15 protein-coding genes and 1 pseudogene are annotated in these 24,513 nt (G+C 70.4%); 7 read left to right on the forward strand and 9 right to left on the reverse strand.

Annotated elements, in window-relative coordinates; all coding sequences use genetic code 11:
• The first annotated feature begins 157 nt into the window (after positions 1-157).
• Positions 158-1,192 (forward strand): transcriptional regulator, encoded by a 1,035-nt coding sequence (locus QF034_RS36285; RefSeq protein ID WP_307178893.1) that lies wholly within the window; start codon positions 158-160, stop codon positions 1,190-1,192.
• A 147-nt stretch (positions 1,193-1,339) separates the two neighbouring features.
• On the opposite strand, the gene QF034_RS36290 is transcribed toward QF034_RS36285, so the two are convergent.
• The 4 genes from QF034_RS36290 to mppP all read right to left on the reverse strand — a co-directional run bounded on the left by QF034_RS36290 (position 1,340) and on the right by mppP (position 5,823).
• On the reverse strand, positions 1,340-2,434 hold the full coding sequence (locus QF034_RS36290) for a prephenate dehydrogenase (RefSeq protein ID WP_307178894.1): 1,095 nt from the start codon (positions 2,432-2,434) through the stop codon (positions 1,340-1,342).
• 130 nt (positions 2,435-2,564) lie between these two features.
• Positions 2,565-3,407 carry an enduracididine biosynthesis enzyme MppR gene (gene mppR, locus QF034_RS36295; protein WP_307178895.1) on the reverse strand — a complete coding sequence of 281 codons (843 nt, stop codon included), beginning with the start codon at positions 3,405-3,407 and terminating at the stop codon, positions 2,565-2,567.
• Positions 3,404-4,702: an enduracididine biosynthesis enzyme MppQ gene (gene mppQ / locus QF034_RS36300; RefSeq protein WP_307178896.1), complete on the reverse strand. Its 1,299-nt coding sequence runs from the start codon at positions 4,700-4,702 to the stop codon at positions 3,404-3,406. The genes mppR and mppQ overlap by 4 nt, the downstream gene beginning before the upstream one ends.
• Positions 4,663-5,823, reverse strand: a complete 1,161-nt coding sequence (gene mppP, locus QF034_RS36305; RefSeq protein ID WP_307178897.1) for an enduracididine biosynthesis enzyme MppP — start codon at positions 5,821-5,823, stop codon at positions 4,663-4,665. Before mppP ends, mppQ begins: the two co-directional genes overlap by 40 nt.
• A gap of 601 nt (positions 5,824-6,424) precedes the next feature.
• On the opposite strand from mppP, the gene QF034_RS36310 reads away from it, so the two are divergent.
• From QF034_RS36310 to QF034_RS36320, 3 genes are read left to right on the forward strand one after another with little or no spacing between them, the layout of a single operon-like run.
• Entirely contained in the window at positions 6,425-7,417 is a 993-nt protein-coding gene (locus tag QF034_RS36310) for a ParB N-terminal domain-containing protein (RefSeq protein WP_307178898.1), read from the forward strand.
• A gap of 55 nt (positions 7,418-7,472) precedes the next feature.
• Positions 7,473-8,543: a 4-hydroxyphenylpyruvate dioxygenase gene (gene hppD, locus QF034_RS36315; RefSeq protein ID WP_307178899.1), complete on the forward strand. Its 1,071-nt coding sequence runs from the start codon at positions 7,473-7,475 to the stop codon at positions 8,541-8,543.
• A gap of 46 nt (positions 8,544-8,589) precedes the next feature.
• On the forward strand, positions 8,590-11,004 hold the full coding sequence (locus tag QF034_RS36320; protein ID WP_307178900.1) for an aminotransferase class I/II-fold pyridoxal phosphate-dependent enzyme: 2,415 nt from the start codon (positions 8,590-8,592) through the stop codon (positions 11,002-11,004).
• 77 nt (positions 11,005-11,081) lie between these two features.
• On the opposite strand, the gene QF034_RS36325 is transcribed toward QF034_RS36320, so the two are convergent.
• The 5 genes from QF034_RS36325 to QF034_RS36345 form a co-directional block, all read right to left on the reverse strand.
• Positions 11,082-12,581, reverse strand: a complete 1,500-nt coding sequence (locus QF034_RS36325; protein ID WP_307178901.1) for a tryptophan 7-halogenase — start codon at positions 12,579-12,581, stop codon at positions 11,082-11,084.
• Positions 12,582-12,775: 194 nt separating this feature from the next.
• Positions 12,776-13,801 (reverse strand): ABC-2 membrane transporter-related protein, encoded by a 1,026-nt coding sequence (locus QF034_RS36330; RefSeq protein ID WP_307178902.1) that lies wholly within the window; start codon positions 13,799-13,801, stop codon positions 12,776-12,778.
• Entirely contained in the window at positions 13,798-14,679 is an 882-nt protein-coding gene (locus QF034_RS36335; protein WP_307178903.1) for an ABC transporter ATP-binding protein, read from the reverse strand. The genes QF034_RS36330 and QF034_RS36335 overlap by 4 nt, the downstream gene beginning before the upstream one ends.
• Before the next feature lie 76 nt (positions 14,680-14,755).
• Positions 14,756-16,711, reverse strand: a complete 1,956-nt coding sequence (locus QF034_RS36340) for an ABC transporter ATP-binding protein (protein WP_307178904.1) — start codon at positions 16,709-16,711, stop codon at positions 14,756-14,758.
• Positions 16,712-16,722: 11 nt separating this feature from the next.
• The gene (locus QF034_RS36345) at positions 16,723-17,550 is read right to left on the reverse strand and encodes an alpha/beta fold hydrolase (RefSeq protein WP_307178905.1); all 828 of its coding nucleotides are present in this window, start codon (positions 17,548-17,550) and stop codon (positions 16,723-16,725) included.
• Positions 17,551-17,874: 324 nt separating this feature from the next.
• Here QF034_RS36345 and QF034_RS36350 point away from each other — a divergent pair, with 324 nt between their 5' ends.
• The 3 genes and pseudogenes from QF034_RS36350 (at position 17,875) to QF034_RS36360 (ending at position 24,506) form a co-directional block, all read left to right on the forward strand.
• Positions 17,875-18,147, forward strand: a complete 273-nt coding sequence (locus QF034_RS36350; RefSeq protein WP_307178906.1) for an acyl carrier protein — start codon at positions 17,875-17,877, stop codon at positions 18,145-18,147.
• A 49-nt stretch (positions 18,148-18,196) separates the two neighbouring features.
• Positions 18,197-19,126 (forward strand): annotated as a pseudogene (locus QF034_RS41635) (condensation domain-containing protein); the annotation flags it as partial.
• A gap of 286 nt (positions 19,127-19,412) precedes the next feature.
• The gene (locus QF034_RS36360) at positions 19,413-24,506 is read left to right on the forward strand and encodes a non-ribosomal peptide synthetase (protein WP_307178908.1); all 5,094 of its coding nucleotides are present in this window, start codon (positions 19,413-19,415) and stop codon (positions 24,504-24,506) included.
• The last annotated feature ends 7 nt before the right edge of the window (positions 24,507-24,513 follow it).

Genomic DNA, 24,513 nt, shown 5'->3' on the forward strand with positions numbered 1-24,513 from the left:
TGGGTCAGTTCTGGAGCGCACCTGGACATAACCCTGAGCACTTGTGATTCTTGGTCCGTACGTGCAAGCCGGCGCAACGTCCATCGTGCCCACCAGCGGTTATCGGCGGTCTCCCAGCGCGACGGTGACTGGAGGTGGGTGCTCTAGGGGGAATGCATTGAAGCGCTCGCAGGTAGTGAGAAGGGAATTACCCTCGGCTGGACAGCTCGATGTACGGACGGCGGAGGTTGCATGTGAACGGCCGCCGGAATCAGAGACGATCACAGTACAGATTGAGTCCCTGATACCGGGTGAGTCCTTACGGTCGAAAGGTGTCGAGCAACATCACGTCGCGGTACTGGCGGAGATCGACGCGCCACTCCCGCCGATTCTCGTCGACCGAAGAACCATGCGGGTCATCGACGGAATGCACAGGCTCCTCGCGGCTCTGCTGAACGGCCGCCGGACGATCGAGGCGGAGCTGTTCGACGGAACTCCGGAAGAGGCCTTTCTGCGCGCCGTCAAGGCGAACGTGATGCACGGGCTTCCGCTGTCGCAGCCCGATCGCCGGGCCGCCGCCGCACGGATCATGTCGTCCCATCCGCAGATGTCGGACAGGGCAATAGCGCGGGCCTCCGGGCTGGGAGCGAAGACCGTCGCGAGCATCCGGCGCAGTTCGACTGCCGCCGTGCCGCAGTTGAACAGCCGTGTCGGCCGAGACGGCAGAATCCGGCCGCTGAACGGGGTCGACGGCCGGCTCAGGGCCGTGGCGGTACTGACCGAGCATCCCGAGGCGTCGTTGCGCGAGGTCGCCCGGCTCTCCGGGGTGTCACCCGCGACGGTGAGCGACGTCCGCCGGCGGCTGGCCGCCGGGGAGTCTCCCCTGCCGTCCAAGCCGGAGTCCGCCGAACCTCCCGAGACCGACAGGAGCGGGAACCTCACCCAGCGATCGGGATCCGACACCCGCAACGGCCAGACCTACGTGGATCCCGTTCCCGTACTGGCGAAGCTGCTGCGTGACCCTTCCCTGCGTCACAAGGAAGGGGGCCGTCAACTGCTTCACCTGCTCCGCCAGAACGCGGTCGGTGTGCAGGACCTGATGATCCTGTCCGACGCCGTACCTCCCCATTGCCGGTCTCTGGTCATCAATCTCGCGCAACATTACCGGGATGCCTGGCAGTGCTTCGCCGAGAAACTCGGTGAGCCGGCCTGACCTTTCCAGTGCAATGGAACAAGGTTACGCGCTCGCGGCCACGTCGTACGAAACGAGGCGAGTATTTCCCGCCGAAACCGAACTTTCGGCGGGAAATACCCACCTCGTAATTCGCATGGCGGCCGGAAACGCCGACGGTATCCGGCATCAGCCCGAAACAGCCCAGGTGCCGCCCGCGCCCAACCAGCGGGACAGCTCCGCCGCCGAATCCTTCTGCACGACCAGTTCGACGAGGCCGCGCGTCTGGTCCTGCGCATGCTCGATCCGGACGTCCTCGATGTTCACGCCGATCTCGCCGATCGAGGTGAACAGCTCGGCCAGGGCCCCCGGCTTGTCGGAGATGGCCACCGAGACGGTCGCGAGTTCCGTCCGCCACGTTCCCGGTTTGCGCGCGATTCTGGCGCATCCCCGGTTACCTTCCCGCAGCAGGTCCTCAAGATCCTCCTGAGCGCCTCGGCGCTTCGCCGGGTCGGCGTCGGCGTCGGAGACGGCGCGCAGCGCACCGATCGCCCGGCCCAGGCCGGTGGCGAACGCGTCGAGGACGTCCGCCACCGCCGAGGCGTTGGAGCGGAGGATGTCCCCCCAGAGGCGGGCGTCACCGGCGGCGATCCGGGTGACGTCGGCGACCCCCTGTCCCGCCAGCCTGACGCTCTCCTCCGTCGCGTGCTCCAGACGCGCGGCCAGCAACGAGGAGACCAGATGGGGCGCGTGCGAGACCAGGGCCACCGCGTGGTCGTGCACGCCGGCGTCCATGACCACGGGCATGCCGTCGCACAGCGCCACCAACTCCAGCGCACGGTTCAGCACCTCCTGGCCGGTCGCTTCCGACGGGGTGAGCACCCACGGACGCCCTTCGAAGAGGTCGGCCCGGGCGGCGAGCGGCCCGGAGCGCTCGGTGCCGGCCAGCGGATGGCTGCCTATGTAGCTGGTCGGATCGGCCCGCATGGCGCGTACGTCGTCGTGCGGCACCTTCTTGACGCTGGCGACGTCGACGTAGGCGCGGGCCATCCGGCTTTCCTGGACGCGCGCGAGCACGCTTCCGACCTGGGCGGGCGGCACGGCCAGCACCGCCAGGTCGACCTGCTGGTCCGGCGGGTCCAGGGAACCCGCGCCCATGGCCTGCGCCGTCCTGGCCGCCGCCCGGTCGACGTCCTCCAGGTGCACGCTCACCCCGCGCCGGGTCAGCGCGAGCGCCACGGACGTGCCGATGGCTCCGGTGCCGATGACTGTCGTCGTCTTCATCGTGCTCCCATATGTGCGGTGATACGGGACGGGCTCGGCCTGTGCGGTGATACGGGATCGGCTCGGCCTGTGCGGTGATGCCGGATTTCGGCTCGACGGGAGTGCCGGGCCCGGGGCTGGTCGAGGGAACTCACGACTCCCGGAGAAGGCGCCCCCCGTGCAGCGTCTCCCCGTACGCGAACACATGGCCCGCGCTCACTTCCAACGGCGAGAGCAACCCGAAATCCTCCACCGGGCCGTCCAGGAAAGAGAGTTGTCCGGGACCGCTCCAGATCCGCGAGAACTCGACGCCGCTCACCTGAGAGGCGACCAGCCGCGTCCGTGGCGGGGCGTCGGACTGCACCCACTGCGGAAACACGAGGCTGTGCGCCAGAGGGACGTCGTGCAGCGCCGGGGCCCGCTCGGTGGAGTGCTCGATCGTGACCGACGCCTCCACCAGGCGCCGGCCATGGACGGAGAGCGCGCCGTCGAAGCGCCCGCCGGGAGCGAGCCGCGAACCCGCCCGGCCCACGGCGACCGGCCTGGTGTGGTGGATGGCACCGAACTGCTTGGGCATGCCCTGGACCCAGCCGCGCATCATCGGTACGGGCTCGTCGACCCAGGCGAAGGGACAGCGCGCCATCGGCCGGCCCTCGAAGGCGCACGAGAGAAGGATCAGGAACTCGGAGAACCGGCAGACGGCCGGGTCGGCCAGCTCCCCGCCGTCCTCGGAGCACCACTGCCAGGTGGCGAACACGGCGGCCGCGGCGCCCGGATCCGCTCCGGGGCCGAGGCCCGGCGGGAGGAAGCGCCGGGCGGCATCGGGGTCGACGCGGTAGTCGACCATGAGGATCTCGCCGGAGAAGTGCCACGGCGGAGGAGTGAGCATGGACGCCTTCCCGGAGGGGGAGAGCGGAAGGCTGTATCCGCAAGGGGAGGCGGTGCCGGGGTCAGCAGCCGGATGCCCCTCGCTGTGCGCGGTGGTGGTCGTCACGGTTCCTCTCCGTTCTCAGGGCCCGGCGTGCCGCTGGACCAGGCGGTGGTCAGACGTCGCGCGGCGCGTTTGAGCAGGGCGGGCGCGTTGAAGCTGAAGGCCAGGCGCACGCTCGGGACGTGGGCGACGCCGAAGCGCGAACCGGCGGCGACCCGCACGCCGGCCCTGTCCGCCCGGGCGAGGAGGTCGTCCTCGCTGAGCCCCAGGTCGCAACGGAGCCAGAGGAAGAAGCCCCCCTGCGGACGCCGGATCCGCACCCGGTGGTCCATCGCTCCTCGCAGCACGTCCACGAGCGTGTCGCGGCGCCGCCTCAGTCGCGCGCGCAGCACACCGAGATGCCGGTCGTAGCCACCGTCGGCCAGCAGCCCGCTCACGGCGAGTGAGGTGATGTGGTTCAGAGAGCCGCCGCTGACGAACAGCCCGTGCGAGGCGATCCGTTCGGCCAGTGCCGGCTCGGTCTCCAGCCAGCCCAGCCGGAGTCCGGGCCCCAGGGTCTTGGAGAAGCTGCCCAGCCGGATGACACCCCGGTAGCCGGCGAGGGCTGCCAGCGGAGGGGGAGGCACGGGGTCGTCCGTCAGGGTCAGTTCGCCGTAGGCATCGTCCTCCACGACCAGAACGTCGTGTTCCGCGGCCACGTGGAGGAGCCGGCGACGGCGTTCCAACGGCATGGTGGCGCCCGTCGGATTGTGGTGGGTCGGGGTGAGGTACACGAACGCGATCCGGCCCCGGACGCCGTCACCTCCCGGAGCGTCGCCCGCGAGGGCGCGGTCGAGTTCTTCGGGCAGCATGCCCGACTCGTCCACGGCGACCCTGCGGGGACGCAGCGAGCAGTCCCTGAAGATCTGCTGCCCGAGGTCGTAGCCGAGGTTCTCCACCAGCACGGTGTCGCCGGGGGCCGCGAGCGAGGTCGCCAGCAGGTACAGGGCCTGAGACGTGCCCGCCGTGACGACCACGTGCTCCGGGCCGCAGGGGTGTCCCCCCTGTGCGCCGGCCCGGGCGGCCAGCTGGGCGCGCAGCGGCAGGGCACCCGGGTTGTGGCCGTAGCCGAGCGTCGCCGACCCGTACTCCTCCAGCGCGCGTGCGTAAGCGTCCCGAACCAGTTCCACGGGCAGGAGTGCTGGTTCGATGTACCCGGGCCCCAGATCGAGGATGCCCGTGGGGGCGACCTCCTGCACGACACCGCGACGCCACTGCCGTGTGTGCGACAGCGGGTGCGCGACGCCGTACGGGAGAGCCCGTTCGCCGGCCCGGGCCATCAGCGCGGTGTCAGTACGTGACGCAGTGCCCGTACGCACTGGGACAGCGGGGCGGACGCTCGCGCCAGTGCCAGCCGCAGCGTGGGGTCGCCCCGGTCCGGGTCCGCCCAGTAGAAGGGCCGGCAGGGCAGGGCGTAGATGTTGTGCTCGCGCAGTGCGTCCCAGGCCTGGGTCCCGCTCATGTGCTTGATCAGCACCCGCTCCACGCTGGCCCGGCTTTCGGGGTCGGGCACGCCGACCGTGGACAGGTCCGCCAGCCCGGAGCGTACGACGGCACGCTGTGCGGCGATGAACTCGTGCAGCTCCGCCAGCCCCCCGGCGGCGGCGTCCTCCGAGAAGCGGCGGACCATCCCGAGGATCAACGGGGAGACGCCGAGCAGTATGTCGGAGTAGATCTTCTCCACCGGCAGGCCCAGGTGCTCGGAGTGGGCCAGCATGCCGACCTTCAGGTCGAGGGTGGGCCACAGCTTGCCGGTGTCCTCGATGACGACCCAGCGTGCGCCGCTGGCATCGAGGATCTCGTAGTGGTCGTACTGGGCGCGGGTGTCGAAGCCGCGGAACGAGGTGTCCAGGGCGAGCACGACCCCGTGCTCGGCGCACTGTTCGGCCAGCCGGCGCAGCCGCTCCGGAGCCATGACCCGCCCCGTCGGGTTGTTGGGCGTGGTGACGAAGACACAGCTCACGGACTTCAGCAGGCCCGGGGCCAGATCGTCCTCGTGCAGGGGGCCCTCTTCCAGGGGGACCAGCTTCAGGCCGTTGCCGCGCAGCAGGTCGGCGATGTTGTCGAAGGTGGGATGGACCAGCGCCACGGAGCCGGTGGTGCCGGACAGGGCGCGGGAGAGGATCTCCATGGCCACCGACGAGGAGTAGCAGCTCAGCACACGGCCGGGGGCGGACGGGTAGCTGTGCTGGCCGAGGGCCTTGAAGAACGCCGCGTGCGCCTCGCGTTCGAGCTCCTCGACAGGGCGTTTCTCGCCCTCCTCGAACAGCAGCGGGAGATCGTTGACGATCTTGCTCTGCCCGGGTGTGAGCGGCTGGCGGGCGTGTCCGTCGGCGATGTTGAACTCGCTGTTGAGAGCGAGGAATTCGAGTTGGGTGAGGTTTTCCGCGCCTGATCCGGCGTGCGCAGCGTGGGCCTTGCCTTGCAGTGTTCCGGGCACAGGTATGCCTCTCTGAGAAGTCACGGTTTCCCGGCAGCGGGACGGGCGGACGTACGTCGGACGCCGTGCGACGGGGGAGTGGGGGAGGACGCCTCTGACGACCGGTCAGCGAACGAGGTGCCTGCGGTGGGGATCGAACCTGCGGTGCGGGTGGTCCGGTTCTGCGAACGGGACGGCGTCGGCGTGCCGCGACTTCGGAGCCTTGTCGACCTGCCCCCGGCCAGGGCGCGGGAGTTCGGTCACCCGGTCGTTCCCGCGTCCGGTGACGAGCAGGGTACCCGACCGATCCCCGGTCCCGTGGAGCGTCCGCACGTCACGTCCCTCCTCGCGGGGGTTTCCCGGCCGCCTGGCGCCGATTTCCCGCACACAAAAGATCTTTACGCAATTGAGCGACCCACTCTACGGCCTTTGGCCGCTGGCTAAAACGCCTGCCTTTCCGGTCCTTCGCACATGCCGACCGAGCACGGACGACGGGTGCTCCGCAGGTGTTCAACTGCGGCACGGCAGCAGTCGAACACGGTGGCGACATGCCGAATCGCTGGGGCATTGTGTTCCGTCTGCGGCACAGGTGTGGTTCTCGCCGGATCTAAGGAGTTGGACGTTGCAGTCAGCACTGAACCACGACGACCTGCATCCGATAGAAGAAGTGGAAATCAGCTCTCTTTCCATGGGTGATTCCCCGCGAATTTCCGGTGAGAGCCCGGAACACGTGGAAATGCTGGCCGCTGTCGACGTACCGCTTCCACCGATCATGGTGCACCGGCCCACCACACGGGTCATCGACGGCATGCACCGGCTCCGGGCCTCGATGCTCATGGGCCGCAAGACGATCGCGGTGAGGTTCTTCGACGGCACCGAAGAGGACGCCTTCGTCCTGGCCGTGAAGTCGAACATCACGCACGGTCTGCCGCTGTCGGCCACCGACCGCAGGCACGCCGCCGAGCGCATCATCGCCACGCACCCCCGCTGGTCCGACCGGATGATCGCCTCGGTCGTCGGCACGTCCGCCAAGACGGTCGCCGAGATCCGCCGCACTGCCGACGCAGGTGGGACGGCAGGATCCACCCGCATCGGACGGGACGGCCGGGTCCGGCCGGTCGACGTGAGCGAGGGCCGGAAGCTGGCCCACGAAATGATCGTTCGCGATCCCGGTCTGTCGCTGCGTCAGGTGGCCCGTGCCGCGGGGATCTCGCCGGAGACCGTCAGAGACGTCAGACACCGGATGCTCCGCGGCGAGGACCCGGTGCCCAGGGCGCGGCCGCGCAACGTCGTCGAGCACGGTGCCGGCGACCGTACCGGCGGCCACCGGGCCGAACTCGTCACGAAAGCCCCCGCCGAATGCGAGGCGAAACCGGCGCCGGCCCTCGTGGTGAAGCGATTGCACGCGGATCCCGCGTTGCGCCTGAACGAGAGCGGGCGCGACCTGTTGCGGCTTCTGAACATCCACACCGTACGGTCCGAGGACTGGAACCGAATCATCGAAAGCGTTCCGCCGCACCGCATGGAGACGGTGGCCCAACTGGCCCGCTCCTGCGCCGAGAAATGGTCCGAGATCGCATCGCGTATCGAACGAAATGCCTCGGACCTGAGCTAGCGGAAGGGCGCGACCCCGAGAAGTGTCCACACTACGAAGCTTTACGGAGGCGGCCATGGAGATACGATCGATCGATCACGTCGAATTGTTTGTCGAGGACGCGGAAAAGACGGCAGGTCAGCTGTGCGACTCCTTCGGCTTCACGCTCGCCGGCCGCGGCGGCGCGGCGACCGGCCTGAAGGGCTGTGAATCGGTCCTGCTGCGCCAGAACGACATTGCCCTGCTGCTGACCACGGCCTCCGGCGCCGACCATCGTGCCGCCGAGTACGTTCGACTGCACGGCGACGGCGTCGCGGTGATCGGCATCCGCGTGGACGACGCGCACACCGCGTTCGCCGAAGCGGTGGCGCGCGGAGCCGTCCCGACGGCCCCGCCCGAGGAGTTCGGGCCCGCCGGCGCGCGGGTCACCTTCGCGTCGGTGACGGGGTTCGGCGACGTGGAGCACCGCTTCGTGTCCCGGGAGAACCCTCAGGGGCCCTTCGCGCCCGTCATCGAGGAGACGGTCCCCCACGAGCCCGGCGGCATGCTGAAGCGGGTCGACCACTTCGCGGTGTGCGTGCCGGCCGGTGAGCTGGACGAGACGGTCCGCCACTACCAGGAGGCGTTCGGCCTCACCCAGACGTTCGAGGAACGGATCGTCGTGGGCTCGCAGGCCATGGACTCCAAAGTCGTCCAGAACGAGTCCGAGACGGTCACCTTCACGATCATCGAGCCCGACGCCACCCGCGACCCGGGCCAGATCGACGCGTTCGTCGCGTCCCATGGCGGGGCCGGCGTGCAGCATGTCGCGTTCCTCACCGACGACATCGCCGTCGCCGTACGCGCCTGCGGGGAACGCGGGGTGCGATTCCTCACCACGCCGCCCAGCTACTATGAGATGCTGCCCGCGCGGCTGGGCCGGATCGGCGTGCCGGTGGAGGAGCTCAGCGCGCTCCACATCCTCGCCGACCGCGACCCGTCGGGGGTCATGTTGCAGATCTTCACCGAGTCGACGCACCCGAGGCGGACCCTGTTCTGGGAACTGATCGACCGCCGCGGAGCCCACACGTTCGGCAGCAACAACATCCACGCCCTGTACGAAGCCGTGGAGCGCCAGCAGGCGGCGGAAACCGCCCACCTGGCATGAGGCACCGCCGCAGATATCTCGTTGTGAGCCGTGAAGTGGGGCCTTGATGGAACTGTCGCTCGGTGAATTCGCGTTACGTGCCCAGGAACGGCTGGATCCCGCGGTCTGGGATTTCATCGAAGGCGGCGCCGGAGAGGAACGGACCCTCGCCGCGAACACCGCGGCGTTCGACCGCGTCCTGCTGCGGCCGTCGGTGCTGACAGGGGCGGGCAGCCCGCAGACCGCCACCAGGATCCTGGGCCGGACCTGGGACGCGCCCCTGGCGGTCGCCCCGGTGGCCTACCACACGCTCGCGGACCCGCTCGGCGAGCAGGCCACCGTCCGCGGAACGGCGGCGGCCGCCAAGGTCCCGGTCGTGATCAGTACCTTCGCCGGACGCACCTTCGAGGACATCGCCGCCGAGGCCACCACCCCCCTGTGGCTGCAGGTGTACTGCATGCGGGACCACTCGGTCACCCGCGGCCTCATCGAGCGGGCGGAGAACGCGGGCTTCGAGGCACTGGTCCTCACCGTGGACGCGCCCCGCCTCGGCCGCCGGCTGCGGGACCTGCGCAACGACTTCCGGCTGCCTCCGGGCATGGTCCCCGCCAACCTCGCGGGTGACGGCTTCGCGGCGCCGGCCGCGCACTCGCGTGCCGAGTTCGATCCCGACCTGGACTGGTCGGTGCTGGACTGGCTGCGCTCGGTCTCCACACTGCCGATCCTGATCAAGGGGGTCCTCACCGGACCCGACGCGGTACGCGGCGCCGAGGCCGGAGCGGACGGCATCGTGGTCTCCAACCACGGAGGCCGTCAGCTCGACGGTGTGCCGGCCACGCTCGACGTCCTGCCCGAGGTCGCGGCGGCGATCGGCGGCCGCCTCCCCGTCCTGCTCGACGGCGGGGTGCGCCGGGGCCGGGACGTTCTCGCGGCGCTCGCGCTCGGCGCCGACGCGGTCCTCATCGGCCGCCCGGTGCTGCACGGCCTGGCGGCCGACGGAGCCGAGGGGGTGACCGGCGTCTTCTCCGTTCTCCTGGAGGAACTGACCGACGCCATGTCGCTGGCCGGTCTGAAGACCGTCGCGGACATCGGCCCCGATCTCGTCCGCCCGGCCCCGCACACTCCTCGCCCGGACACCGTGACGGCCGCGGCGCACGGGCACACCGAGACCGGGGGCGGGGCAGCGCTGCGGATCGCGGACCTGCATCCGAGCGTCGCCGACCCGGTCATGGACACCATGAACTTCCTGAACGAGGTGACGCTGCGCTATCCCGAGGCGGTGTCCTTCGCCCCCGGCCGGCCGTACGCGGGGTTCTTCGAGACCGATCAGGTCATGGGTCACCTGCGCCGCTACATGGATCACCTGACCGAGCAGGGCCGTTCGCAGGCGCAGGTGCGCGACGCGCTGTTCCAGTACGGGCCGTCCGCAGGTCTGATCCGCGAGCTGATCGCCCACTCCCTGCGGGTGGACGAGGACATCGACGTGCCGCCCGAGTCGATCGTGGTCACGGTCGGCTGCCAGGAAGCGATGTTCCTGACGCTGCGTGCGCTCATGTCCGGGCCGGACGACGTGCTGCTGGTCTCCAGCCCCTGCTACGTGGGCATCACCGGGGCCGCCAGGCTGCTGGACGTCCGGCTGACCGCCGTCGAGGAGGGCGAGAACGGACTGTCGTGCGACGCCCTGGAGGCCGCCGTCACGGCGGAGCGGGCGCGGGGCAGACGACCGCGGGCCGTCTACCTGGTGCCGGACCACTCGAACCCGTCCGGCGTCACCATGCCGCTGGAGGCCAGACTGGCCCTCATGGACCTGGCCGAGCGGCTCGACATCCTCGTCCTCGAGGACAGCCCGTACCGGCACGTCAGCCCGGGCACACAGGTGGCGTCGCTGAAGTCCCTCGACCGGACCCGGCGTGTGATCCACCTCGGCTCGTACGCCAAGACCGTCTTCCCCGGGGCACGCATCGGGTTCGCGGTGGCGGACCAGCCGGTGCTGGCGCCGGACGGCAGCACGACTCTCCTGGCGGACCAGCTCGCCAAGATCAAGAGCATGGTCACCGTGAACACCTCGCCGCTCAGCCAGGCGGTGGTGGCCGGTGCGCTGCTGGAGTGCGACGGCCGCGTCTCGGAGCTGAACACGCTGACCGCCGCCCACTACGGGGAAGCCATGCGCTTCACCCTGGAGTGCCTGGCGCGGGAGTTCCCGGCCGAGCGCAGGAGCCGGCTGCAGGTGAGCTGGAACGAGCCCAGCGGCGGCTTCTTCCTGACGCTCCAGGTGCCGTTCCGTGCCGACAACGCCGCACTGGCCCGCTCCGCACAGGACTTCGGGGTCATCTGGACGCCGATGGCGTACTTCTATCCGCAGGGCGGCGGCGGCCACACCATCAGGCTCTCCACCAGCTATCTGACCCACACCGACATCGAGAAGGGAATCGCACGGCTGGCCGAGTTCATCGAGTTCGAGAGCGCGGACGCGGTGCGCTGAACCCCCGCGACGACGCAGAGGGCCCCGCTCCCACGAGCGGGGCCCTCCGCGTCGTCCGCGGGGCGGGAGCCGTACGGTCAGGCCGGATCCGGCTCCTCCCAGAACATGCTGTCGGACGAGGCGACGAGGCCGCCCTCGAAGACGGGAATGTCATCGCCCGCATACTCGCCCAGCTGGGCCCGGGTCTGCACCTGCGAACCCTCCTGCATCGCCTGGCGCACCACCGACGACCGGAACAGCGGAGCCATGTTCTCCTCCCGCTGGTCGACCAGGCTGTCGATGGCGTCGGCGAACTCCGCCGACCGCTGCTTGAGCCGGAGGGCGCCCGACTCGGCGTCGGAGAGGTCGAAGTCGGTGCTGGACATGCCCGCCACCAGCTCGACGAACGACTCCAGTTCGGCGTGGTCGCTGTTGATGACCTTCTTCGCCGACCAGAAGTAGGAGTCCTCGTCGACGTGCATGTCGTAGAACGACGTCAGGAACTCGTAGAAGACGCTGTACTCCCGGCGGTACCTCGCCTCGAACTCGTCGAAGGCCCGCTGCTCGCCGATCTTCCCCGCCAGGACGCTGTTGATGGAGCGGGCCGCCAGCAGCGAGCTGTAGGTGGCCAGATGGACCCCGGAGGAGAACACCGGGTCGACGAAGCACGCCGCGTCGCCGACCAGCACCATGCCCGGCCGCCAGAAGTTCGTGTGGTGGTAGGAGTAGTCCTTGCGCACCCGTATCTGGCCGTACTGGCCTTCCGTGACACGGGTGGCGTCGGCCAGGTGCTCCTGGATCAGCGGACACTCGGCGATGAGGTTGCGCAGCGCGGCCTCCGGGTCACCCTGGATCTTGGCCGCGTCCTCCCGGCGGACGACAGCGCCGACGCTGGTCAGCGTGTCGCTGAGCGGGATGTACCAGAACCATCCGCTGCCGAACGCGACGCACAGGATGTTGTTGGTGTTCGGCGCCGGCAGCCGCTTGCCGTTCTCGAAGTAACCGAACAGCGCCAGGCTGCGGAAGAAGTCCGAGTACTTCCGCGAGCCGCCGACCTGCTTGTGGATGCGGCTGGTGTTGCCCGAGGCGTCCACGACGTACCGGGCCGACACCTCGCGCTCGGTGCCGTCCGGGTCGGTGTACCGCAGCCCGCTCACCCGCCCGTCGTCGCCCTCCACGACCTCGGTCACCGTGCGGTTCTCCCGGACGTCGACGCCCTTGCGGACGGCGTTGTCGAGCAGGATCTTGTCGAACTTGCTCCGCTCGACCTGATAGGCGAACGAGGTCGGTCCGGAGACCTTGGACGAGACGGAGAAGGAGAAGTTCCACGGGGTGGGGTTCGCGCCCCATCGGAAGGTGCCGCCACGCTTGTGGGGAAATCCTGCCGCGGCGAGTTCATCGGTGACGCCGAGCAGGTGGCAGATGCCGTGAATGGTGGACGGAAGAAGCGACTCGCCGATCTGATACCTGGGAAAGCTCTCCTTCTCCAGCAACAGGACGCGGTGCCCCTGCATGGCCACCAGTGACGACAATGTCGACCCCGACGGGCCACCGCCCACGACCACCACGTCGAATTCCTCGTGCTGTGCTGTGCTCATTCGGCCTCCCGGAACGCACCGATGTGATCATTGCGCTGGTGACTCTTTTGTCAGCGTTCCACAGATCCGGCATCCCCCAAAGGCTGGACGATTTCCCGTGGATGGACACCCGAGAAAACGCGCCGCGCAACAGAAAAAGGCGCCGCCGGGATAATTCCCGGCGGCGCCCTTACCGGCGGCGGTCGAGACGGGGGTCAGCTCACCCGTCGCCGGATTCGCCAAAGACCGAACGCGGTGAGGATCACGCTGAGCACCAGATAGATCCCGGTCTCCAGCCCCTGGAAGGCCCAGTAACGGCTGCGCGGTTGGTAGAGGACATCGACATGCAGGTTCTGCTTGGCGAGGCACACCGCCGTGTCGCCGAAGGTGCCCCCGGCCCCTGTCTTGGGCGGGCTGTCGAGGCAGTCGTTGAACTTGGCCCCGCTCAATGTCTGCCCGTCCGCGGTACGCAGCGGGCTCGTCTCGGCGATCCACGCGTCGGGCGCGCCCGGGATCTTCACCCCGCCGATCACCGAACCGCCACCGAGACTGCCGAGATTCTGCGCCTGGTTGATGGCCTGCTCCGTCATCTGCAACGTGGCCTTCTCCGGCGGCATGAGGCTGGGCCGCACCACGTTGGGGAAGAAGAACTGGAAGGCGAGGAAGACGACGAGCGTCACCGCCATCGCCGGCAGGGTCCGGCGCAGCAGCAGCCCGATCACGGTGCCGAGCGTGAAGGCCACCGCGGCGTAGCCGATCGGGGCGATGTTGCGCGCCCCGAACACGAAGGTGTCGAACTGCTCCTTGACCACATTGTCGAAGGGCCGGGCCGCCCAGGTCAGCAGGGCCGCGGCAGCGCCGGTCACGAGCACGGCGGCCGCGCCCATGAGCAGGATCTTGCTCAGGAGCCAGCGCGGCCGGGTGACGCTCTGGTTCCACACCAGCCGGTGGGTGCCGTTCTCGAGTTCCCGGGCGACCAGGGGAGCGCCCCAGAAGGTGCCGATGAGGGCGGGGATCAGGGCGAGTCCGGTCGCCATGAACAGCAGGGTGTTCTGGTAGGCGCTGCGGAACTGGGCTCGCGCCTGCGCGCAGTTGGCCGAGTTCTCGCAGTTGGCTCGGTAGACGTCATGGGCGTCACGGATGTCCCCGCCGAGATACACCAGGTACACGGCGATCACGGCGAGCGCACCGGCGCCGACCAGCGCCTGGACGCGGAACTGCCGCCAGCTCAGCCACATCATCGCGGGGCCCCCCAGGCTGCGGCTTCGGTCCGGGCGGCGGGCACGGCGGCCGCCCGGGTCATGTAGGCGAGGACGAGTTCTTCGAGCGTGACGGGCTCCGCCTGGTAGGGCAGCTCCCCGGGCGGGCCGCTGGTACGGACGATCGCGTTGCTGTGCTTGCCGCTGTGCTCGATCGAGATCACCTCGACCCCGGCGGGCGGATGGTCGAACTCGCCGCGCGGCACGACCAGTCGTGCGTGGCCGGCCAGCAGGTCCCGGGTGTCACCGGCGACCTGCACCCGCGAGTCGCACAGGACGATGATGTAGTCGCAGACCTGTTCGACGTCGCCGAGGAGATGCGAGGAGAGCACGGCGCTGGCGCCGAGTTCCAGGACGAACTCCATCAGGTTCTGGAGGAACCCCTTGCGCGCCAGGGGGTCCAGGGCCGCCGCCGGCTCGTCGAAGATCAGCAGCTCGGGGCGTTTGGCCGCCGCGATGGTCAGCGCCAGCTGCGCCCGCTGACCACCCGAGAGCTGCCCCGCCTTCTGCTCCGGGTTCAGCCCCACCTGGCTGATACGCCGTTCGGCCAGGACCGGGTCCCAGCTCGGATTCATCTTCGCGCCGAGCTTCATGTGCTCGGCGATGGTGAACGAGCCGTACACCGGCGTGTTCTGAGCGACGAACCCCACCCGGGCCAGATGCGAGGCATTGGCCGCCGGACGGGATCCCAGCACGGTCAGCGACCCGGAGGTCGGCTCGGTCAGCCCGCAGGCCAGGTGCAGCAGGGTGGATTTCCCGGCCCCGTTCGGGCCGACCAAGCCGATGACACGGCCGGCGGGGATGGTGAGGTTGACGTCGCTCAGGGCCAGCCTGCCGCGGCGGCCGTATTTCTTCGTCAAGCCCTCTGCGTGAAGTGCGGGAGGGGCGTCTGCGTGAGGCATGCCCCCATCCTCGAATTCCCCGCCTTTTCCAGCATCAGTCCAAAGCACGGTTCCCGTTGCCGGCGGCCGTACTTTCGGCTGGTTGGGGGCTGCGGCCCTGGTGGGCGAACTGAGTCCGGTACAACTCGGCGTAGAGCCCGCCGCCTGCGAGCAGTTGGTCGTGGGTGCCGCGCTCCTGGATGCGTCCCTCGTCGATGACGAGGATCTGGTCCGCGTCCAGGATGGTGGACAGGCGGTGTGCGATGACCAGTGACGTCCGTCCGGTCAGAGCGGCCTTCAGCGCCCGCTGGATGGCCAGCTCGGACTCGGAGTCCAGGTGCGCCGTCGCCTCGTCGAGGACGACGATCGGCGGCGACTTGAGCAGCAGTCTCGCGATGGCCAGCCGCTGCTTCTCGCCGCCGGACAACCGGTAGCCGCGGTCACCGACGACCGTGTCGAGACCGTCGGGCAGCTGCGAGATCGTCGGCCAGATCAGCGCCGCCTCGCACGCCTCGACGATGTCGGGTTCGGTGGCGTCCGGGCGCGCGTAGAGGAGGTTGGTCCGGATGGTGTCGTGGAACAGATGCGCGTCCTGCGTGACGACGCCGACCGTGTCGCCCAGCGAGTCGAGGGTCAGGTCGCGGACGTCGTGACCACCGATCCGCACCGATCCGGACGTGGCGTCGTAGAGTCGCGGCACCAGCTGGGTGATGGTGGTCTTCCCGGCCCCGGACGGCCCGACCAGCGCGGTGAGCCGCCCGGCGGGGGCGTGGAAGCTCACGTCGTTCAGCACCAGCGCGCCCGGACCGTGCTCGCTCTTGCGCAGCGGCAGCAACTCCAGGGAGGGCAGGGACACTTCCTCGGCGCTGGGGTAGCGGAAGGCGACGTTGTCGAATTCGACGTGGGGCGCCACGCCGTTCCCGTGTTCCGAAACCCGGGCCGGCAGTACGCGCGCCTCGGGCCGCTCGGTGATGAGCGGCTGGAGGTCCAGCACCTCGAAGACGCGGTCGAAGCTGACCAGCGCGGTCATGACGTCGCTCTGAATGTTCGTCAGCTGGTTGATGGGGCTGTACAGCATCATCAGCAGGGCGACCATGGCCACCAGCGTGCCGATCTGGATCTGGCCGTCGATGACGAACCAGCCGCCGAAGCCGTAGACCAGGGCGGTGGTGACCGTGGTGAGCAGGGTGACGAGAATGAACAGCAGACGGGCGTGCACATCCATCGAGATGGCGATGTCGCGCACGAGGCGCGCCTTCTTGGAGAACTCGGCGGACTCCTCCTCGGGCCTGCCGTAGAGCTTGACGAGCATCGCGCCGGAGACGTTGAACCGCTCGGTCATCATCGAGCCCAGCTCGGCGTCCTTCTGCATACCGCTGCGGGCCAGCCTCTCCATCCGCTGGGCGATGATCTTCCCCGGGATGAAGAACAGCGGGATCATCACCAGCGCCGCCAGCGTGATCGGCCACGACAGGTAGAACATCGCGCCGAGCACCAGGATCAGCGTCAGCATGGTGGACAGCGACTGCGAGAGCAGCGTCGTGAGGGCCTGCTCCGCACCGACGATGTCGGTGTTGATCCGGCTGACCAGCGAACCGGTCTGCGTGCGGGTGAAGAACGCCACCGGCTGCCGCTGGATGTGCGCGAAGACCTTGGTACGGAGGTCGAAGATGAGGCCCTGGCCGACCCGGCCGGAGAACCAGGCCTGTATGTAGATCGCCACCACGTTCAGCAGGGCGAGGCCCGCGACGAGCCCGGCGAGACCGAACACGACCGAGGCCTTGCCGGCCACTATGCCGTCGTCGACGATCATCTTGAGCATCAGCGGGATCGACACGGTGATGACGGAGTCGACGATCGTCGCCAGCATCACGATGGCCAGTGCCCGGCGGTAGCGCATGGCGTAGGGAATGATGCGCTTGAACGTGCCGGGTTTGACCCGCTGCGGATCCACCAACCCTTCGACGCGCAATCCGATCGTGCCCATGGTCGGGTCGTGTCCTGGGGTCACGGAGAAACTCCTCAGTGGTTGTCGAGAAACTCGATGATCGCCGCGTTGAGCACATCGGGCCGTTCGAGATACCCGAGGTGCCCGCAGCCGGAGATCTCGACGAGATCGCAGCCGGGGATGGCCTCGGCGACCTCCGCGCCCAGGTGCGGCGGAGTGATGAGGTCGTCGGCGAAGGTCACGACCCGACAGGGCGCGGTCACGCCGCGCAGCGCCGGACGGCGGTCGTCGGCGATGTCGGCCCAGGCATGCCGGGCCTGAGCGTCCCCGCCCCCGGACAACTCGAAGATGTCCAGCCAGGCGGTCACGGCGCCGTCGTCGTTGAGCGTGACCGGCGAGAACATCCTGAACACCGTCGTCGCGGCCTCGTATCCGGCCGGCAGCCGCACGCCGCTCTCCACCAGGGCGATCTCCGCCTGGGTCTGGGCCCGCCGCGCGGCGTCCGCGCGGGCCCGGGTGGCGATGAGCACGGCGCACCGCACCAGTTCCGGATGGCCGATCGCCAGCTCCTGCGCGATCATCGCCCCCAGGGAGGTGCCGACGACCCGGCACGGAGCCAGGTCCAGCGCCTCGATCAAACCCTTGACGTCGGCGGTCATGTCCAGGAGCGAGTACCTGCCCGGTGGTGCGTCGGACGGCGGGATGCCGCGGTGGTCGAAGACGACCGAGGCGTAGCCGGCCGCGTGCAGCGCCGGTGTCTGGTGCATCGTCCAGGCGTGGCCGGCCGATCCCGATCCCATGATCATGAGCACCGGATCGCCCTGGCCCGAACGCTCGTAGGCGAGCCGGATCCCGCCCACCGTGACGAAGTGCGTGGCGCTTCGGCCCGCGGCGTAGCCCATGCCACCTCTCCCTCCTCGTCGGCGCAAGGCAGTGCCGTTCCGCTGCGTCCTGGTCTTCGGGGCGGCTCACTATCGCACGCGGCCCCGGCGTGGTGCAGTGGGTGCGAGGCGCCGGCCTGGACACCCCCTGTCCACCCGTCCAACTGCGGTAACGCCCTCAGTTGGACGCGCGCCGATGGCGTCCAAGTACGCCCGGCCGACGGTTGATCCGCTGCTCGGGGCTGAGCCATATTGGGCGCCGTGAGCCCCTGATGCTCATCCAAGTCCCCGCGCACTTTCCGCATCGGCCGCCTGGCGCCCCGCCGGGCCGAGGGAGGGACCCTCTTGTCAGCCTCCGACCTGCCGGCCACCCGGCCGACGCCCGAGAAGATCCGGTCCTGGCTCGTCGAACGCGTCGCCTACTACGCCAAGGTGCCCGCCGAAGAGATCGACGCCGACGTTCCGCTGCCGCACTACGGACTGGACTCGGTGTACGCCTTCGCGCTCTGCGGCGACATCGAGGACGACCTCGGTCTCGTCGTCGAACCCGTCCTGCTCTGGGACGTCGACACCATCACCGGGCTCACCACCCATCTGGCCGAACTCACAACCGACTGAAGGCCTTCGAGGGGGGAGGACGATGCGTCGACAGGACCTTCGGGAGCTGATGTCCGGCCAGCTAGGCATCTGGTACGCCCAGCAACTCGAACCCGGCAGCCGCGTGTACAACGTCGCCGAGTACATGGACATCCGCGGTGACGTGGACATCGAGCTCCTCCTGTCGGCGCTGCGGCACGCCGTGCGCGAGGCGGAGACCTGTCGGCTCCGGTTCCGGCTGCAGGGCGGGACACCCCGGCAGTACGTCGACGACGCGGCGGACCTTCCCGTGCACGTCGCCGACCTCAGCGCCGCCGAGGACCCCCGCGCGGCGGCCGAGGAGTGGATGTCGGCCGACCTGAACCGTCCGGCGGACCTCCTCGCCGGCCCGCTGTCCGCCCACGCCGTGTTCCGCCTGGGGCCGGACCGGGTCCTCTGGTACCAGCGCGCCCACCACATCGTCCTCGACGGGACCAGCCTCTCGACGTTCGCCGCCCGCGTGGCGGACGTCTACACGGCGCTCGCGGCCGGGCGGGAACCCACGGACGGCGCGCTGAAGCCGTGGTCCGTACTGCACGACGCGGACAGCTCCTACCTCCGGTCGGCGGCATACGAACGGGACCGGGCCTTCTGGCTCGAGTCGCTGTCGGACCTGCCGGACCTGGACGGCGCGCGAGGAGACCGCACCCGGGACCTTCCCGGGCCGCCGCTGCTGCACGTGCACGACAGCGACGCGGCCGCGGCCGCCGACCTGCGGGCGGCGGCACGCCGGTTGCGCACCAGCCTCGCCGGCCTCGCCCTCTCGGCCGCCGCCCTGTACCGGCAGCGTTCGACCGGAACGCGCGACGTCGTCCTCGGTGTCCCCGTCACCGGGCGGACCACCAGAGGGGAACTCGGCATCCCCGGCATGACCTCCAACGTGGTGCCGCTCCGGCTGGCCGTCGACCGCGGCATCACCGTCGCCGAACTCCTGCGGCGGACCGCCGGCGCGGTGTCCGACTGCCTGAGGCACCAGCGCTACCCGTACGGGAACATCCTCGCCGACCTGGGACTCGTCGGCCGCGGCCGGCTGCGCGACCTGAGCGTCAACCTGATGTTCCTGAACCGGCCGCTGCGGTTCGCGGACGCCGTCGCCACGCGGACCGGCCTGTCGAGCGGCCCGGTCGACGACGTCACGATCGACATGTACGACCAGACGGACGGCGGCCTCCGGACGATCGTGCAGACCAACCCCGACCGGCACGCCCCGGGAGGCGGGAGCGGAGATCTCCCGCCGGTTCCGCACGGTGCTCCGCCGACTGGCCGAGGCACCAGCCGACGAGTACGCCGACCGGATCGACGCCCTGGACGAGGACGAACGGCGGCAGGTCCTCGTGACGTGGAACCGCACCGGGACCGGCGACAGCGGCCGGACCGTGCTGGGCTGCTTCGAGGCGCACGCCGCCCGCGACCCGGGCGCCATCGCCGTGGTGTGCGGCGCCTCGGAGATCACCTACCGGGAACTGAACGCGCGGGCCGGCCGACTGGCCCGGCAACTGCGCCGCCACGGCATCGGCCCCGAGTCGGTGGTCGCGCTGTGCCTGCCGCGCGGCCCGCTCCTGCTGACCGCGATGCTGGCCACCTGGAAGGCCGGAGCGGCATATCTGCCGATGGATCCCGAGCATCCCGCCGAGCGGGCGCGGCTCACGCTCACCGAGAGCCGGGCAGCCGCGCTGATCGCCACCGGGGAGCTCCTCGACGACCTGCGGGGGAGCGGCGTCCCGGTCGTCGACCCGGACGCCCCGGAAGCGACCGCACCCGAGGCCGGAGAACCGCACGCGTCGCGGGACCTGCTGCCCGGCCAACTGGCCTACGTGATGTTCACCTCCGGTTCGACAGGCGTCCCGAAAGGGGTCGCGGTCACCCACGACGGCCTGGCCAACTACGCTCTCTGGGCGGCCGGGTTCTTCCGGATGCGCCCCGGGGACCGATCGCCCCTGCACTCGTCGATGGCCTTCGACCTGCCCCTGACCGGCGTGCTGGTACCGCTGGTGTGCGGCGGCACGGTGGACGTCAGCCCCGAAGGCGGCGCCGAGGGGCTCGCCGCGCTGATGAAGGCGCGCGCCGGTGACGGGTTCGGCCTGGTCAAGATGGTGCCCGGGCACCTCCCGCTGCTGGCCACGATGCTCACGGCCCACGAGCAGGGCACCGCGGCCCGGACGCTGGTGGTGGGCGGCGAGGCACTGCCGGGGGCCCTCGTACGGGCCTGGCGGGACAACGCGCCCGACACGGTGGTGGTCAACCACTACGGCCCGACCGAAACGGTCGTCGGCTGCTGCGTCTTCGAGATACCCCCCGGGCAACCCGTGGGCGACACGGTGCCGATCGGCCGGCCGATCGCCAACACCCGCCTGTACGCGCTGGACGACGCCCTCAACCCGGTCCCCGTCGGCACCCTGGGAGAGCTGTACGTCGCCGGTGCGGGACTGGCCCGCGGCTACGCCGGGCGCACGGGACTGACCGCGGAACGGTTCGTGGCCTGCCCGTTCGGCCCGGCCGGGCAGCGGATGTACCGCACCGGCGACCTGGTGCGGTGGACCGCCGACGGGCAACTGGAGTTCGCCGGCCGGGCCGACGACCAGATCAAGATCAGCGGATACCGGGTCGAGCCCGCCGAGATCGAAGCCGCACTCACCCGGCACCCCGCGGTCGGCCGGGCGGTCGTCGTGCCCCGCACGGCACCCGGCGGCCCCCAGCAACTGGTGGCCTACGTGGTCGCCACCCCCGGGCAGGACGTGGACCCACGGGAGTTGCGCCGGTTCGCCGCACGCGCTCTGCCGGCACACATGGTGCCCGCGACGGTGATGCCGCTGGACGCCATGCCGCTGACGGCGAACGGGAAGGCCGACCGGCGTGCGCTGCCCGCACCCGTGTTCCTCACCTCGGATCGCGCGCCGCGCACCCCGCGGAAGACCATCTTGTGCGGACTGTTCGCCGAGGTGCTCGGCCTGGACCGGGTGGGGGTCGACGACGACTTCTTCGCCCTCGGCGGGCATTCGCTGCCGGCCACCCGGCTCATCAGCCGCATCCGGGCCACCCTGGGCGCCGAGGTGCCGATGAAGGCGCTGTTCGCCGCGCCCACGGTGTCGGCCCTGGACGCCTGGCTGGACAGGGGCGGGCCCGCCCGGCCGGCCCTGCGGCCCGTACCGCACCCGGACCCCCTGCCGCTGTCGCCGGCACAGCGCCGCCTGTGGTTCCTGCACCACCTGGAGGGCCCGTCGGCGACCTACAACGTCCCCCTGGGACTGCGGATCACCGGGGCGCTGGACCGAGAAGCCCTCCAGGCGGCGCTGGGGGACGTCGTGGCCCGGCACCAGGCACTGCGCACCGTCTTCCCGGACCAGGACGGGGCGCCCCGCCAGCGGATCCTCACCCCGGAAGAGGCGCGCCCCCGGCTGGAGACGGCCCGGGCGAGCGGGCCCGGGCAGATCGAGGCCGCCGCACGGCACGCCTTCGACCTCAGCCGCGAGGTGCCGCTGCGGGCCGAACTGCTGACCGAGGGGCCGGAGGAGCACGTACTGGTCCTGGTCGTGCACCACATCGCCGCCGACGCCTGGTCGGTGGGCCCGCTGGCACGCGACCTGGCCACGGCGTACGCCGCCCGCAGCCGCGGCAGGGCGCCGGACTGGCCGGCGCTGCCGGTGCAGTACGCCGACTACACCCTGTGGCAGCAGCGGTTGCTGGGCGCGGAAAGCGACCCGGACAGCCTGATCGGCCACCAGATCCGCTACTGGAAGGACCAGTTGGCCGGGCTGCCCGTCCGGCTGGAGCTGCCCACCGACCGGCCCCGCCCCGCGGTGGCCTCTCGCCGCGGCGGCCTGCGGAGCTTCCGGGTGGAGGCGCCTGTGCACCAGGCGCTGACGCGGCTCGCCCGGGAACGGGGAGCCACCCTGTTCATGGTGCTGCACGCGGCCGTGGCGGCACTGCTGACCCGGCTGGGCGCCGGCACCGACATCCCGCTGGGCGCCCCGATCGCCGGGCGCACCGACGAGGCGCTCGACGACCTCGCCGGCTGCTTCGTGAACACACTGGTCCTGCGGGCCGACACCGGCGGGAACCCGGCCTTCACCGACCTCCTCGACCAGGTCCGGGAGACCGACCTGGCCGCCTACGAGCACCAGGACGTCCCCTTCGAGCACCTGGTGGAGGTGATCAACCCCGAACGCTCCCCGGCCCACCACCCCCTGTTCCAGATCAGCCTCAGCCTCCAGAACGTCTCACCCGGGGCCGTCGAACTCCCCGGCCTCGGCACCCGGCCGGAGCCGGTCGGCACCGGCACCGCCCGGTTCGACCTGATGATCAACCTCACCGACCGTCATGATGGTGGCGGGGCCCCGGCCGGTGTGGAGGGGACGGTCGAGTACGCGGCCGACCTCTTCGACGCCGGTACCGTCCAGACCCTCCTGGACCGGCTCGTCCGGCTGCTGGAGCAGGTGGCCGACGACCCGGGGCGGCGCCTGGGCGACCTGGATCTGCTGACCGCCGATGAGCGGCACCGGCTGCTGGTCGAGGTCCACGCCCCCGGCACCGAGGTGTCCGAAGCGACGCTGCTGTCCTTGTTCGAGGCGCAGGTGGCAAGGACACCGCAGGCGACGGCGGTGACGGCGGGTGAGGTGGCCGTGTCGTACGCGGAGCTGGACGCCCGTGCCGACCGGCTGGCGCGGCGTCTGGTGCGGCGGGGGGTGGGCCCGGAGTCGGTCGTCGGTGTGTTCATGCCGCGCTCCGCCGACTTGGTGGTGGCGGTGGTGGCGGTGCTGAAGGCGGGCGGTGCGTATCTGCCCGTCGACCCGGACCACCCGGCCGAACGCATCGCGTTCCTGCTGGCCGACGCGCAGGCCGCGTGCGCCGTGACGACGGCCGACTTCGCGTCGGCCCTGCCGAAAGACGTGCCGGTGGTGGTGACGGACGCTCCCGAGTCCGACGTGGCGACCGGCGGAGAGCCGCTGGAGGCCGCGCTCCCGGATCAGGCGGCGTATGTGATCTACACGTCGGGATCGACCGGGACACCGAAGGGCGTGCCGGTGCCGCACCGCAGCGCGGTGGCGTTGTTCGCCGCTGCGCGGGAGGTGGTCGACTTCGGTGCGGATGACGTGTGGAGCTGGTTCCATTCGCTGGCCTTCGACTTCTCCGTGTGGGAGTTGTGGGGGGCGCTGCTGCACGGCGGGCGGGTCGTGGTGGTGCCGTTCGAGGTGTCGCGGTCGCCGGCGGAGTTCCTGGAGCTGGTCGAGCGTGAACGGGTGACGATGCTGAGCCAGACGCCGTCGGCGTTCTACCAGTTGTTGGGCGCGCTGCCGGAGGGCGGGGGCGGGCTCGGTGCCGTGCGCGCGGTGGTCTTCGGCGGGGAGGCGCTGGAGCCCGCGCGGCTCTCGGGCTGGTGGGAGCGGTACGGCGGGTCCGGGCCGCGGCTGGTGAACATGTACGGGATCACCGAGACCACGGTGCATGTCACGCATCACGACCTGTCTCCGGACAGCAGCGGGCAGGGCAGTGTGATCGGCCGTGGGCTCCCCGGGTTGTCGGTGTTCGTGCTGGACGAGTGGCTGCGGCCGGTTCCGGTGGGTGTGGCGGGCGAGTTGTACGTGGCCGGGACCCAGCTGGCGCGTGGCTACGCCGGGCGTCCGGGGCTGACCGGTGAGCGGTTCGTGGCGTGCCCGTTCGGTGCGGGCGGGCAGCGGATGTACCGGTCGGGCGACCGGGCCCGGTGGACCCCGGACGGCCGGCTGGTGTTCGAAGGTCGTACCGACGAGCAGGTGAAGATCCGCGGGTTCCGGATCGAACCGGGCGAGGTCGGGGCGGTACTGGCGGCGCACCCGGCCGTCGCCCAGGCCGTGGTGACCGTACGCGAGGACTCGCCCGGTGACCGGCGACTCGTGGGTTATGTCGTTCCCGGTGAGGGAGTGGACGCCGGTGGGCTGTCCGAGCTGGTGCGTGGGTTCGCCGCGCAGCGGCTGCCGTCGTACATGGTGCCCTCGGCGTTCGTGGTGCTGGATGTCCTGCCGTTGACGGTCAACGGCAAGCTGGACCGCAGGGCCCTGCCGGCGCCGGCGTACACCGCGGGCGGCGGCCGTGCCCCGGACGGCCCCGAGGAGGAACTGCTCTGCCAGACCTTCGCCGAGGTGCTGGGCCTGCCGTCCGTCGGGGTCGACGACGACTTCTTCGCACTCGGCGGGCACTCCCTGCTCGCGACCCGGCTCATCGCCCGCGTCCGTACCTCGCTGCGTGCGGAACTGCCGATCGAGGAACTGTTCGCGACGCCTACACCAGCCGCACTCGCGGCCTGGCTTGCCGAGCACGGTGGCCGGACCGGGAGCACCAGGCCCGCGCTGCGCCCGATGCGCTGAAGGAAAG

Source organism: Streptomyces africanus (assembly GCF_030816955.1).
Lineage (GTDB): Bacteria > Actinomycetota > Actinomycetes > Streptomycetales > Streptomycetaceae > Streptomyces > Streptomyces africanus.